This window comes from Paraburkholderia sp. BR10954 (assembly GCF_040965775.1).
GTDB classification, from domain to species: domain Bacteria; phylum Pseudomonadota; class Gammaproteobacteria; order Burkholderiales; family Burkholderiaceae; genus Paraburkholderia; species Paraburkholderia youngii.
The window spans coordinates 13,383-26,799 of record NZ_JBFRCK010000006.1; the positions used below are offsets into that span (position 1 = coordinate 13,383).

The window sequence follows — 13,417 nt, forward strand, 5'->3', positions numbered from 1 at the left end:
CACTGCCTCGCTTCGTGGCTGTGTTCCGGATCAACCGAGCTGCGCGAACACCGGCGCGTGATCCGACGGCTGATCCCATTTGCGCGGCACCTTGTCGATGTCGCACGCCTTGCAGATGTCGGACAGCGCCTTCGACAGCAGGATGTGATCGATGCGCAACCCCGCGTTGCGACGGAACGCCATCATCCGGTAGTCCCACCACGAATAGATCTTTTCCTGCTGCTCGAACTGGCGGAAGGCGTCGAGCAGACCGAGGCCGATCAGCCGCACGAACGCGGCGCGCTCTTCGGGCGAGACCAGATTCTGACCTTCCCATGCCTTCGGGTCGTGCACATCGCGATCTTCGGGCGCGATGTTGTAGTCGCCGAGCAGCGCGAGCTTCGGATGCAGTGTCATCTCGGTTGCGAGCCAGTCGTGCAGCGCGTCGAGCCAGCGTAGCTTGTACGCGAACTTGTCGGTGCCGGGCGCCTGGCCGTTGGGGAAATACGCGGAGATGATGCGCACGCCGTCGACGGTCGCCGCGATCACGCGCTGCTGCGGGTCCTCGAAACCGGGGATGTTGCGCACGATGCTGGCTTCGTCGACGTTCAAACCTTCGCGCACCAGAATGCCGACACCGTTATACGTTTTCTGACCCGCGTACCAGCTTCGATAGCCGACCGCCTCGAGTTCGGCGCGCGGAAACTTTTCGTCGGGGAGCTTCAGTTCCTGCAGGCACAGCACGTCGGTGCCGCTGCTCGCGAGCCAGTCGATGACGTGCTGCTGGCGGACTTTGAGGGAGTTGACGTTCCAGGTGGCGATTTTCACGAAAATATCCGGTGCGTGCGTGATGAGAGCGAGGCCGATTATAGCGGGGGCCTCGCCGGTCAAAGTCGGCGACATTCTACTTGCTGTGTGCGTCGCGCCATGCGTGGAATACGAGGCTGCGCCGCATGTCTTGCGCTCACGGCGCATGCTCATGCGTGTTCATCGAGGCTCGAATCTCATCGCGACGACATCGTTCGATAAATGTTCTGCGCATAGGTTTGACGTTTTGCTAGCAAGCTTATATAATCTTTTTTCTCTGACGCGGGGTGGAGCAGTCTGGCAGCTCGTCGGGCTCATAACCCGAAGGTCGTAGGTTCAAATCCTACCCCCGCAACCAAAGCATTGTTGAAAGCCCGCATCGCGCAAGCCATGCGGGCTTTTTGACTTTCAGCGCTTCGTTTCGCTTGTGGCGCTCGCTGCGTATGCCGCGCGCGCGTGAACAGACGCAACAGGATTCGCGCGCGATCGAAGCCTCTAACCCATCAGCGCTCCGCTCCAATCGCCCACTCCACCGCGGCCTGCGCATGCAACGCAGTCGTATCGAACACAGGCAGCAGCGAATCTTCCGGCTTGATCAGCAGCGTGATCTCCGTGCACCCGAGTATCACCGCCTGCGCGCCACGCGCGGCCAGATGTTCGATCACGCGTTGATAGACCTTGCGCGACGCGTCGTCCACGTTACCGTGGCATAGCTCGTCGTAAATGATGCGGTGCACGTCCGCGCGTTCGTCGTCATCAGGCACGAGCGTGTCGAGTCCATAGCGTTCGCGCAGCCGGCCCGTATAGAACGTCTGCTCCATCGTGTAGCGCGTGCCGAGCAGGCCCACGCGCTCGACGCCCGCCGCGCGCAACGCGGCGCCGGTCGGATCGGCGATGTGCAGGAACGGCACCGTGATCGCCCGCTCGATCGATTCGTACACGCGATGCATCGTGTTCGTCGCAAGAATCACGAGATCGGCCCCACCGCGTTCGAGCTGGCGCGCGGCGTCGGCCATCTGTTCGCCGAGCGCTTGCCAGTCGCCGGCGCGCTGATTCGCCTCGATCGACGCGAAATCCACGGTCAGCAGCAGACTGCGCGCGTTGTGATGACCGCCGAGCCGCACCTTCGCGTGGCGATTCAGCAGCCGGTAATACTCGCTGGACGACTCCCAGCTCATTCCGCCGATCACGCCGATCGTTTTCATCTGGACGCTCCGTCAATGCATGGCCGAAACGGCGAGTATAGGCGCGTCGCATCGCGCGCAGCCGATACGGATTGCGGCGCGTGCGCCGGTACGCATCGGCGCCCGCATTATTCTGGCGCCGATAGAATCGTAGCGAGTCCAAACGCGATCAACCGGAGCGAACATGGATCTGATCATCCGCCGCGCGGCGCTGCCGCGCAGTGCCGCACAGCTGTCCCCGCATCACCCGTCGCCAGTCGACATCGGCATCGCCGCGGGTCGCATCGTCGCGGTCGAACCGCACCTGGCCGCGAGCGCGCGCGACGAAATCGACGCGGCCAGTTCGCTCGTCACGCCGCCTTTCGTCGATCCGCATTTCCATATGGATGCGACGCTGTCGTACGGTTTGCCGCGCGTGAACGCGTCGGGCACGCTGCTCGAAGGCATCGCGCTATGGGGCGAGTTGAAGCCAGAGCTCACGCAGCAGGCGTTGATCGAACGGGCGATGCAGTATTGCGACTGGGCCGTCGCGCGCGGCCTGCTCGCGATCCGCAGTCACGTCGACGTGTGCGATCCGCGTCTGCTCGCGGTCGAAGCACTGCTCGAAGTGAAGCGCCGCGTCGCGCCGTATCTCGATCTGCAACTGGTCGCTTTCCCGCAGGACGGTCTGCTGCGCAGCGCCGGCGCGTTCGACAACCTGAAGCGCGCGATCGGCATGGGCGTCGACGTGGTCGGCGGCATTCCGCATTTCGAGCGCACGATGGCCGACGGCGCCCAGTCGGTGCGCATGCTGTGCGAGTACGCGGCCGGGCAGGGTCTGCGCGTCGACATGCATTGCGACGAATCGGACGATCCGCTGTCGCGCCACATCGAAACGCTCGCGGCCGAAACCCATCGGCTCGGCTTGCACGGACGCGTCACCGGTTCGCACCTTACGTCGATGCATTCGATGGACAACTACTACGTGAGCAAGCTGTTGCCGCTGATGCGCGAGTCGGGCGTCGCGGCGATCGCCAACCCGCTCATCAACATCACGCTGCAAGGCCGCAGCGACACGTACCCGAAACGGCGCGGCATGATGCGAGTGCCGGAAATGTTGGCAGCGGGCATCACGGTCGCATTCGGCCACGACTGCGTGATGGACCCGTGGTACAGCCTCGGCTCGGCCGACATGCTCGAAGTCGCGCAGATGGGCCTGCATGTTGCGCAGATGACCGGCGTCGACGGCATGCACGCCTGTTTCGACGCGGTGACCGTGAACGCCGCCCGCATTCTCGGTCTGGAAGACTACGGCATCGCGCCCGGATGCGCGGCCAATCTCGTCGTGCTCGATGCGCGCGACGAGATCGAGGCGATCCGCCTGCGCGCCGCACGGCTCGCGGTGGTGAGCCGGGGCAGGGTGGTGAGCCGCGCGCCGGCCGCGCGCGCGTCGTTATCGCTCGAAGGGCGGCCTGAACAGGTCGATTTCAAGCTGCATCGCGCGTAGCGCGGTGTTTCGCGGATGAATGAAAAAACCGGCGGCCTGCTCGCGCAGACCGCCGGTTTTTCTATTGGCATCGCTCAGTGTGCGGCACCCGGCGCCATGCCGTTATGCCGCAGCAGCGCATCGATATTCGGTTCGCGGCCGCGGAACGCCTTGAACGATTCCATCGCCGGACGGCTGCCGCCCACTTCGAGAATCTCACGACGATAGCGCATGCCGGTCGACTGATCGAGCACGCTGCCCGCGGCTTGCGCGGCTTCTTCGAATGCCGCGTACGCATCGGCCGACAGCACTTCCGCCCACTTGTAGCTGTAGTAGCCGGCCGCGTAACCGCCCGCGAAAATATGGCTGAACGTATTCGGCCAGCGCGAGAACGGCGCTTGCGGCACGACGTGGAAGCGTTCGTTGATTTCGCGCGCGAGGTCGTTGGCGCTCTTCGCACCGTTCGCATCGAAGCCGGTATGCAGTTGCATGTCGAACATCGAGAACACGATCTGCCGCAGCGTGCCGAGACCGCTCTGGAAGTTCTTCGCGGCTAGCATCTTGTCGAACAGATCACGCGGCAGCGACTTTCCGGTATCGACGTGCGAGGTCATGTCGGACAGCACGTCCCATTCCCAGCAGAAGTTCTCCATGAACTGCGACGGCAGTTCGACCGCATCCCATTCGACGCCGTTGATTCCCGACACGCCGAGCTCATCGACGCGCGTCAGCATGTGATGCAAGCCGTGGCCGAACTCGTGGAACAGCGTGATCACTTCGTCGTGCGTGAAGCAGGCGGGCTTGCCGCCGACCGGCGCTGAAAAATTGCACGTCAGGTACGCGACCGGCGTTTGCACCGCGCCGTGCGCGAGCTTATGACGGCCGCGCGCGTCGTCCATCCAGGCGCCGCCGCGCTTGCCTTCGCGTGCATACAGGTCGAGATAGAACTGCGCGACGAGGCCGCCGTCCTGATTTTCGACGCGGAAAAAGCGCACGTCCGGATGCCAGACCGCTGCCTCGTCGCGGCGGATGCGCACGCCGAACAGCGTCTCGGTGACCTTGAACAGACCCTTGAACACCGCGTCTTCCGGGAAGTACTGCTTCACTTCGTTTTCCGAGAACGAATAGCGCTTCTGGCGCAGACGCTCGGCGGCGAACGTCATGTCCCACGGCTGCAGATCGGTCATGCCGAGATCACTCGCGGCGAATTCGCGCAGCTCCTTCCAGTCCTGCTCCGCATGCGGACGCGCGCGCGTCGCGAGGTCTTCGAGGAAGGCCATCACCTGAGCCGGCGATTCGGCCATCTTCGGCGCGAGCGACACTTCGGCGAAGTTGCCGTAGCCGAGCATCTGCGCTTCTTCGGCGCGCAGCTTCAGTTCGTCGGCGAGCACCTGGGTGTTGTCCCACTCGGTCTTGCCGTTGCCGTATTGCGCGCCGAGCTCGGACGCGCGGGTCACGTACGCGCGATACATCGCTTCGCGCATCGGACGGTTTTCCGAGTACTGCATGACCGGGAAATACGACGGGAAGTGCAGCGTGAACTTGTAGCCGGTCTTGCCGTCGCGCTCGGCGGCTTCCTTCGCGGCTTCGATCACGTCTTCGGGAAGGCCTGCCAGTTGCGCCTCGTTGCCCGCATCGACGATGTACGCATACGCGTTGGTCGCATCGAGCACGTGATCCGAAAACGCCTTCGACAGCGCCGCCTGGCGCTCCTGCAATTCCGCGAAACGCGGCTTCTGGTCTTCCGGCAGCTCCGCGCCGGACAGGCGGAAGTCGCGCAGCGCGTTGCTGAGGATCTTCTTGCGTTCGCCGTTCAGCGATGCAAACTCGTCGCTCGCGTTCAATGCCTTGTACTTCTCATAGAGCGCGAGATTCTGGCCGACGCTCGACCAGAACTCGGTCACGCGCGGCAGGTTGTCGCCGTACACGGCGCGCAGCTCGGGCGTATCGGCGACGGCATTCAGATGGCCGATCACGCTCCACGCGCGCGACAGCGGCTCGGTGGCGCGCTCGACCGGTTCGACGACGTCGGCCCACGACGCGGGCGTGACCGGCAGCGCGGCACGCTCGACGGCGGCTGCCGCGTCGGCGAGCAGCACGTCGAGGGCGGGCGTCACATGCTCGGGTCGGATGGAGCCAAAGCGCGGCAGATCGGAAAAATCGAGGAGCGGGTTGTCTTGAGGCGTGGCGGTAGTGGACATAGGGCTTCCTGTCTGACGCGGGTGAAGGGGGCGGTGCGGCGGCGCTCGCGCGAGCCGTCTCGTGGCGTGTCGCTCGACGATCGGCGCACGGCGCGCGGCGGCACCGGCAACGGACAGTATTGGGGCGGGAGGCGCCGATTCCAATCCATCGGCTGACAAATTAACAGATGTTGCGGTGCGCTGGCGCGCGTTGGGGCGGGGTGTCGGCCGCGGGATCTGGCGGCGCGGTGATGAGGGCGGGCTGCGAGAGAGGGAGGGTGGGTGATGAGCCCGTGGACGAGACGGATGAGTCGCCTCACTCCGCCTCGCACTTATCGCCCGGCGCTTACGCCTTGGCCGCGTCCGCCTCGCGCTCGGCCGCTTCGATCGTGTTGACGAGCAGCATCGTGATCGTCATCGGGCCGACGCCGCCCGGCACCGGCGTGATATGGCCAGCCACTTCCTTGACACCCGCGAAGTCGACGTCGCCGCACAGCTTGCCGGCGTCGTCGCGATTCATGCCGACGTCGATCACGGTCGCGCCCGGCTTCACCATGTCCGCGGTCAGGATGTTGCGCAGACCGGTCGCGGCGACCACGACATCGGCGTTGCGCGTGTGCGCGGACAGATCGCGCGTCTTGCTGTGGCAGATCGTGACGGTCGCGCCCGCTTCGAGCAGCAGCAGCGCCATCGGTTTGCCGACGATGTTCGAGCGGCCGATCACCACCGCGTTGGCGCCCTTCAGCTCGATGCCGTAGGCCTGGAACATTTTCATCACGCCGTACGGCGTGCACGGACGGAACAGCGGCTGGCCGGTCAGGAGCGCGCCCGCGTTGGCGACGTGGAAACCGTCGACGTCCTTCTCGGGCGCGATCGCCTCGATCACCTTGTGGCTGTCGATGTGCTTCGGCAGCGGCAGCTGCACGAGGATGCCGTGGATGGCCGGGTCGCGGTTCAGCTCGTCGATGCGCGCGAGCAGGTCGGCTTCGGGCAGGTCGGCCGGATAGCGGTCGAACGACGAGCCGAGGCCGTTGTCGTGGCAGGCTTTCACCTTGTTGCGCACATACACTTCGCTGGCCGGATTGTCGCCGACCAGAATCACGGCGAGGCCCGGCTGATGGCCGCGGGCGGTCAGGGCTGCGGCGCGCGCCGCGACGTCGGCGCGCAGGGTCTTGGAGAGGGCGAGGCCGTCGATCAGTTTGGCAGTCATGGTCGGTCGAACGTTGAGTCGAGGTTGGGATCGGGAATCGATTCGGGGCAGGGCGGTTTTGGCTGGCGCAGGCGAAGCGCTCGCGCGGAGGGGGCGCGCGACGGCGTGCATCGGCTGCTTGACGAAGTCGGGTCGCCCTGCGACAGGCGCGTTACCGGTTCGGGCAAGGCGCCGCTGCAAAGTCCGACATTATACCGGCGCGGAAGGCGCGCTTCCGCAGCGGATTCGGGGCCCGTGTCGCGCGTGGAAGCGTACGGGAGGGGAGGGGGCGGGACGTGTGACGGCAAGAAAGCGCCACGCGGGCGGCGGCAGGCCGCTCGCACGCCACGCGCACGCCGGACCCAGCGACGCTCACGCCGTCACGAACGGGCGACGCAACTGCCACTCATGGCGGTCACGCAGAAACGGCCCTCCGGGCGAAGGGCCGTCCATACCGATGTTACTGCGCCGTTTGCGGCTTGTTCGACAGCGCGAGTCGCAGCAGATCGGCGACCGTGTTGACGTTCAGCTTTTCCATGATGTTCGCGCGATGCGCTTCGACCGTCTTGATGCTGATGCCGAGGTCGTCGGCGATCTGCTTGTTCAGGCGGCCCGCGATGATCCGCTCGAGCACCTGATGTTCACGCGCGGTCAGCTTGCCGAGGCGCTCGGCCGCGGCACGCTGCTGCTGGACGCTGGTGCTTTCGCTGCGCGCCTTGTCGAGCATGCGCTCGACGAGCTTGCGCAGTTCGGCTTCGTCGAACGGCTTTTCGATGAAGTCCATCGCGCCTTTTTTCATCGTCGACACGGCCATCGGCACGTCGCCGTGACCCGTCACGAAGATGATCGGCAGCGAAGCGTTGTCGGCGATCAGGCGTTCCTGCAACTCGAGCCCGCTCATGCCGGACATCCGCACGTCGAGGATCAGGCACGCGATCTGGCCCGGATGCTGATGCGGCTGCCATGCGTCGAGGAACTGTTCGGCGCTCAGGAAGCATTGAACGCGGTAGCCGTTCGCCTCCAGCAGCCAGCGCAGCGAATCTCGCACGGCCTCGTCGTCGTCGACGACAAAGACGGTTTCCTGGGTGGTGACTGGGCTGTTCATAGCTCTCCCGTAACGGTTTGTGGTGTCGGCGCCTCGGACCCGCCGTTGCTCGGGCCGTCAGGCTCCCCAATAGGCAGACTGCAATGGAACGTGGCGCCCGTAATGTGGCCGTCGGATTCGACATTATTGACCACCCACAGACGCCCGCGATGCGATTCGATAATCGAACGGCAAATGTTCAGCCCCATGCCCATACCATCGGACTTGGTGCTGTAAAACGGTTCGAACAGACGCTCGGCGGTCGTTTCGTCGACGCCCGGCCCCTGATCGACGACGCTGATGCAAACGAAGCCGCTCTCCAGTCGCACGACCACCCGGATCACTGGGTCGACCGCATTCGGGCGCGCTTCGGCCATCGCCTCGACGCCGTTCTTCAGCAGGTTCACCAGCACCTGCTCGATCAGCACCGGATCGACGTAGATCACCGGCAGCCGCGAGCGCAGATCGGTGACGATGCGAATCCGCCGCTTCCTTGCCTCGATTTCGGCGAGACCCACCGCGTCGGCGACGATATCCGCGACCCGCGTGGCCTGACGCTTCGGCTCGCTGCGCTTCACGAACTCGCGGATGCGCTTGATGATCATGCCGGCGCGCACCGCCTGCTGTGCGGTCTTTTCGAGCACCGGCAGCAGATTGTCGGGCGTCGTCCGACCGGATTTAACCAGCGCGACGGTCCCGGAGCAATAGTTATTGATCGCGGCGAGCGGCTGGTTCAGCTCGTGCGCGAGCGACGAGGCCATTTCGCCCATCGTCATCAGGCGGCTCGTGAACTGCAGCTTCTCGTCCTGCTGGCGCGCCAGCTCCTGCGCGCGCTTGCGAGTCGTGATGTCGGTCGCGATCTGCATCTGCGCGAGATGGCCGTCCACCCACTGGATGTACTGGCGCCGCACCTCGAACCACTTCTGGATGCCGGGGATGTAGATTTCCTGCGCGTCGGCGGTGCTTTCGGTCAGCGCCGCGGCGGGCAGGCCGACGAAGGTGTCGACCATGTCGATCGAATCGGACGACGCCTGCGAGCTGTCGAAGCCGCCGCCCGCGAGTTCGAGGTGGCCGTCCGGGCGGATGCCGAACAGATGCCGGTAGTAGCGGTTTGCGAACAGCAGCTCGGCTTCGTCGGCGGCGAGCACGGACACCGCGGCATCGAGGCTTTCGAGCACGGTCGTGAAGCGTTCGTGGGCAGCGGCGAGTTCTTCGCGCGCGCGCTTCGGCTCGGTGATGTCGGTCATCGACGACATCCAGCCGGTCTGGCGGCCCGAGCTGTCGATCAGCGGCGACACGTAGAGCCGTGCGTGGAACGTCGAGCCGTCTTTGCGCCGCACGCGCAGCTCGAAGCCGGACGAGGGCGCCTTGCCGCGCAGCGTCATGTCGAGCTGGCGCTGCATCTCGGGGTACGCGTCGCGCGGCCAGTAGGCGAACGGCGCGCTCTTGCCGACGAGGTCGCTTTCGTCCCAGCCGGTCATGCGGCAGAACGCCGGGTTCACGTGCGTGATGCGGCCGTGCATGTCGAGCACGCGCATGCCGATCAGCACCGAGTTTTCCATCGCGCGGCGGAAAAACGCTTCCGCGTACAGCGCCTGCTGCGCCTCGAAGCGCTGCCGGGTGTGCTTCCACAAACTCCACAGGCTCCACAGCACGAAGCAGGACAGGCCGGCCACCAGCCACACCAGCGTGTTGTTCGTGAAGTTGGTGATCTGCGGGAACGCGTACACGCGCACCGAGATGCCCTGGCCCGGCGGGTCGAGCGGCAGGTCGTAGAACATGTCGCGCGGCAGGCGCGGGCGGGTCGACGTGGTGGTCAACTCGCGGTTGTTCACGTCGATGATCGAGATCTTGTATTTGGCCGACAGCTCGGGCGGGATGTCGCGCTTCAGAATGCCTTCCACCGAGAACACCGCGGCGATCGTGCCGAGGAAATCGCGGTCGCGGAAGATCGGCGTTTGCAGCGTGATGAAGCCGTTGCCGAGGTCGTCGTAGATGAGCGGCGAGTACACCTGGCGGCGCGTGTTGCGCGCCTCGGCGAAGCCGGCTTTGACCGCTTCGTCCATTTGCGCGTCGTTCGGGCGCGCGAGCCGCTGGCCGAGCACCGGCGGCGCGGCATTGGGCCAGCGCGGCTGCTGCTGAGCGGTGTACCAGTTCATGTAGAGGATCTCGGGGTGCCCCTGCATGATGTCCGTGGTGTTCACCTGGAACGAATGCTCGTCGGCATGGCCGGCGGCGAGGTCGCGCGCGAGCGCCTGGATCTGTTCCTGCGCGCCTGTCATTGACAGCCGGATCTGCTGCTGGGCCCACGCGACGTTGCGGTACAGCGTGTCTTCCTGCTGCTGCTGTTCGCGCCGGTTCAGACTCCAGAGAATCAGGCTCATGACGACCAGGAATACCAGGATCGACAGCAGCGGCGTCAGCAAATAGGAATTGGACCACCAGGGTCCGTGGTGCCAGCGCGGGGACGGCGACGAATCCGCCGGCGAACCCGCGGTGCGCGCCGAGCGAGAGAAAAGCCGTTCGGTCAACATGCGTGGCATTGTAGCTCAGCACGTCCCCGACAAATGGCGCAAAAAAGCGCGGAAAGTGCAGTTAATCGGCGCAAACTAACCGACGGATCAGTCTAACGGCAGTCAAACCAGGTTGCGCTGCAGCAATTTTCCGCATTGTGAGAATTGATCTCGTAATTTGAAAATTTGATTGCGTTGACGTCGGGACCCTTATTACAATCAGCCGGTGCTGCCGCGGCCTATCCTGCGTCCGCGTGGTCTGTTCAAAGTGCGTTCCCCATACCCAGGAGACGAGCATGTCCGCTGTACCCGACGAAGTCATGAAATATGTCGCCGCCGAGAAAGACGACGATCCCCAGGAAACCGGCGAATGGCTGGAAGCGCTGGATGGCGTGATTTCTGCTGTAGGCCCTGACCGTGCCCACTACCTGATCGAAAAGCAGATCGAGTTTGCACGCGTGCACGGCGAACATCTGCCGTTCTCCGCCAATACGCCTTACATCAACACGATCCCGGTCGCGCGCCAGGCCAAGAACCCCGGCGACCAGGACATCGAGCACCGCATCCGCTCGTACACCCGCTGGAACGCAATGGCGATGGTGCTGCGCGCCGGCAAGGAAACCAACGTCGGCGGCCACATCGCATCGTTCGCGTCGGCCGCCACGCTGTACGACGTCGGCTACAACCACTTCTGGCACGCACCGTCGGCCGAGCACGGTGGTGACCTCGTGTTCGTGCAGGGCCACTCGTCGCCGGGCGTCTACTCGCGCGCGTTCCTGCTCGGCCGCCTGACCGACAAGCAGCTCGATAACTTCCGCCAGGAAGTCGGCGGCGAGGGCATCTCGTCGTATCCGCATCCGTGGCTGATGCCGGACTTCTGGCAATTCCCGACCGTGTCGATGGGCCTCGGCCCGATCATGGCGATCTACCAGGCGCGCTTCATGAAGTACCTGCAGGCGCGCGGCATCGCGAAGACCGACGGCCGCAAGGTCTGGGCCTTCCTCGGCGACGGCGAAACGGACGAGCCGGAATCGCTCGGCGCGATCGGCATGGCCGGCCGCGAGCGGCTGGACAACCTCGTGTTCGTGATCAACTGCAACCTGCAGCGTCTCGACGGTCCGGTGCGCGGCAACGGCAAGATCATCCAGGAACTCGAAAGCGAATTCCGCGGCGCCGGCTGGAACGTGATCAAGGTCATCTGGGGCAGCCGCTGGGATGCCCTCTTCGCGCGCGACAAGTCGGGCGCGCTGATGCGCCGCATGATGGAAGTGGTCGACGGCGAGTACCAGACGTACAAGTCTGAGTCGGGCGCGTTCGTGCGCGAGCACTTCTTCAACACGCCGGAACTGAAGGCGCTGGTCGCCGACTGGTCCGACGACGACATCTGGAATCTGAACCGCGGCGGCCATGATCCGCACAAGATCTACGCGGCGTTCACGGAAGCGACCAATTCGAAGGGCCAGCCGACCGTCATCCTCGCGAAGACGATCAAGGGCTACGGCATGGGCGAGGCCGGCCAGGCGATGAACATCACCCACCAGCAAAAGAAGATGCAGGTGGAGCAGCTGAAGAAATTCCGCGACCAGTTCCGTCTGCCGATTACGGACGAGCAGATCGTCGACGTGCCGTACCTGACCTTCGACGAAGGTTCGAAGGAACTCGAATACATGCGCCAGCGGCGCATGGACCTCGGCGGCTATCTGCCGGCGCGTCGTCAGAAGGCCCAGTCGCTGCCGGTGCCGGAACTGTCGGCATTCGAGCCGCTGTTGAAGGGCACGGGCGAAGGCCGTGAGATCTCCACGACGATGGCGTTCGTGCGGATCCTGAACATCCTGCTGAAAGACAAGGCGCTCGGCAAGCGCGTCGTGCCGATCGTGCCGGATGAATCGCGTACGTTCGGTATGGAGGGTCTGTTCCGTCAGATCGGCATCTGGAATCAGGACGGCCAGAAGTATGTGCCGGAAGATTCCGACCAGCTGATGTTCTACCGCGAGTCGGAAACCGGTCAGATCCTGCAGGAAGGCATCAACGAAGCCGGCGGCATGGCCGACTGGATCGCGGCCGCGACGTCGTACTCGACGCACGGCGAGATCATGATCCCGTTCTACATCTTCTACTCGATGTTCGGCTTCCAGCGCATCGGCGACCTCGCATGGGCCGCAGGCGACATGCGCTCGCGCGGCTTCCTGCTGGGCGGTACTGCCGGCCGCACGACGCTGAACGGCGAAGGTCTGCAACACGAAGACGGCCACTCGCTGCTGTGGGCGGCTTCGGTGCCGAACTGCATCAGCTACGACCCGACGTTCGGCTACGAACTCGCGGTCATCGTACAGGACGGTCTGCGCCGCATGGTCGCCGAGCAGGAAGATGTGTATTACTACATCACGGTGATGAACGAGAACTACGAGCACCCGGCGATCCCGCAGGGCCCGGGGCTGGAAAGCGTAGCCGAGGACATCATCAAGGGCATGTACTCGTTCAGAAAGACCGCTGCCGATAAGAAGGCGCCGCATGTGCAACTGATGGGCGCGGGCACGATCTTCAACGAAGTGATCGCCGCGGCCGACCTGCTGAAGAACGACTGGGGCGTGAACGCCGACCTGTGGAGCGTGCCGAGCTTCACCGAGCTCGCGCGCGAAGGTCACGAAGTGCAGCGCTGGAACCTGCTGCACCCGACCGAAGAGAAGAAGCTGTCGCACGTCGAGAAGCTGCTGAAGGATGCGCCGGGTCCGGTCATCGCATCGACCGACTACGTGCGTGCGCTGACCGAGCAGATCCGCGCGTTCGTGCCGCAGAAGTTCGTCGTGCTGGGCACCGACGGCTACGGCCGTTCGGACACGCGCGAGAAGCTGCGTCACTTCTTCGAAGTCGATCGCTACTGGGTCACGGTCGCCGCGCTCAACGCGCTGGCGGACGAAGGCACGATCGAACGCAAGGTGGTCGCCGAGGCGCTCAAGAAGTACAACCTTGATCCCGCCAAACCCAACCCGATGACCGTCTAAGGCATCACCCGTGT

8 protein-coding genes and 1 tRNA gene are annotated in these 13,417 nt (G+C 64.6%); 3 read left to right on the forward strand and 6 right to left on the reverse strand.

What is annotated here, in order from left to right:
- Positions 1–30 precede the first annotated feature (30 nt).
- The gene (gene xth / locus AB4Y34_RS11200) at positions 31–807 is read right to left on the reverse strand and encodes an exodeoxyribonuclease III (protein ID WP_368716059.1); all 777 of its coding nucleotides are present in this window, start codon (positions 805–807) and stop codon (positions 31–33) included.
- A 260-nt stretch (positions 808–1,067) separates the two neighbouring features.
- Between xth and AB4Y34_RS11205 the strand changes: the two genes are divergently transcribed.
- Positions 1,068–1,144: transfer RNA gene (locus AB4Y34_RS11205), tRNA-Met, on the forward strand.
- A gap of 145 nt (positions 1,145–1,289) precedes the next feature.
- Here AB4Y34_RS11205 and AB4Y34_RS11210 read toward each other — a convergent pair.
- Positions 1,290–1,991, reverse strand: a complete 702-nt coding sequence (locus tag AB4Y34_RS11210; RefSeq protein ID WP_176382020.1) for an aspartate/glutamate racemase family protein — start codon at positions 1,989–1,991, stop codon at positions 1,290–1,292.
- Positions 1,992–2,154: 163 nt separating this feature from the next.
- Here AB4Y34_RS11210 and AB4Y34_RS11215 point away from each other — a divergent pair, with 163 nt between their 5' ends.
- Entirely contained in the window at positions 2,155–3,456 is a 1,302-nt protein-coding gene (locus AB4Y34_RS11215; protein ID WP_368716060.1) for an amidohydrolase family protein, read from the forward strand.
- 74 nt (positions 3,457–3,530) lie between these two features.
- Here the strand turns inward: AB4Y34_RS11215 and AB4Y34_RS11220 are convergent, their stop codons facing one another.
- The 4 genes from AB4Y34_RS11220 to fixL all read right to left on the reverse strand — a co-directional run bounded on the left by AB4Y34_RS11220 (position 3,531) and on the right by fixL (position 10,422).
- A complete protein-coding gene (locus AB4Y34_RS11220) occupies positions 3,531–5,636 on the reverse strand; it encodes a M3 family metallopeptidase (protein WP_368716061.1) in 2,106 nt (701 codons plus the stop codon).
- Between the two features lie 325 nt (positions 5,637–5,961).
- Positions 5,962–6,825 carry a bifunctional methylenetetrahydrofolate dehydrogenase/methenyltetrahydrofolate cyclohydrolase FolD gene (folD, locus tag AB4Y34_RS11225; RefSeq protein ID WP_176108183.1) on the reverse strand — a complete coding sequence of 288 codons (864 nt, stop codon included), beginning with the start codon at positions 6,823–6,825 and terminating at the stop codon, positions 5,962–5,964.
- A gap of 439 nt (positions 6,826–7,264) precedes the next feature.
- Positions 7,265–7,909: an oxygen response regulator transcription factor FixJ gene (fixJ, locus tag AB4Y34_RS11230; RefSeq protein WP_008922736.1), complete on the reverse strand. Its 645-nt coding sequence runs from the start codon at positions 7,907–7,909 to the stop codon at positions 7,265–7,267.
- Positions 7,906–10,422, reverse strand: a complete 2,517-nt coding sequence (gene fixL, locus AB4Y34_RS11235) for a PAS domain-containing sensor histidine kinase (protein WP_217710116.1) — start codon at positions 10,420–10,422, stop codon at positions 7,906–7,908. The genes fixJ and fixL overlap by 4 nt, the downstream gene beginning before the upstream one ends.
- Positions 10,423–10,697: 275 nt before the next feature.
- Between fixL and aceE the strand changes: the two genes are divergently transcribed.
- A complete protein-coding gene (aceE, locus tag AB4Y34_RS11240; RefSeq protein ID WP_368716062.1) occupies positions 10,698–13,403 on the forward strand; it encodes a pyruvate dehydrogenase (acetyl-transferring), homodimeric type in 2,706 nt (901 codons plus the stop codon).
- The last annotated feature ends 14 nt before the right edge of the window (positions 13,404–13,417 follow it).

Bases quoted from the DNA above. Each gene is read 5' to 3' on its own strand.
- AB4Y34_RS11210 (WP_176382020.1), bottom strand. From the start codon at position 1,991: ATGAAAACGATCGGCGTGATCGGCGGAATGAGCTGGGAGTCGTCCAGC.
- AB4Y34_RS11215 (WP_368716060.1), top strand. From the start codon at position 2,155: ATGGATCTGATCATCCGCCGCGCGGCGCTGCCGCGCAGTGCCGCACAG.
- AB4Y34_RS11220 (WP_368716061.1), bottom strand. From the start codon at position 5,636: ATGTCCACTACCGCCACGCCTCAAGACAACCCGCTCCTCGATTTTTCC.
- folD (WP_176108183.1), bottom strand. From the start codon at position 6,825: ATGACTGCCAAACTGATCGACGGCCTCGCCCTCTCCAAGACCCTGCGC.
- fixJ (WP_008922736.1), bottom strand. From the start codon at position 7,909: ATGAACAGCCCAGTCACCACCCAGGAAACCGTCTTTGTCGTCGACGAC.
- fixL (WP_217710116.1), bottom strand. From the start codon at position 10,422: ATGTTGACCGAACGGCTTTTCTCTCGCTCGGCGCGCACCGCGGGTTCG.
- aceE (WP_368716062.1), top strand. From the start codon at position 10,698: ATGTCCGCTGTACCCGACGAAGTCATGAAATATGTCGCCGCCGAGAAA.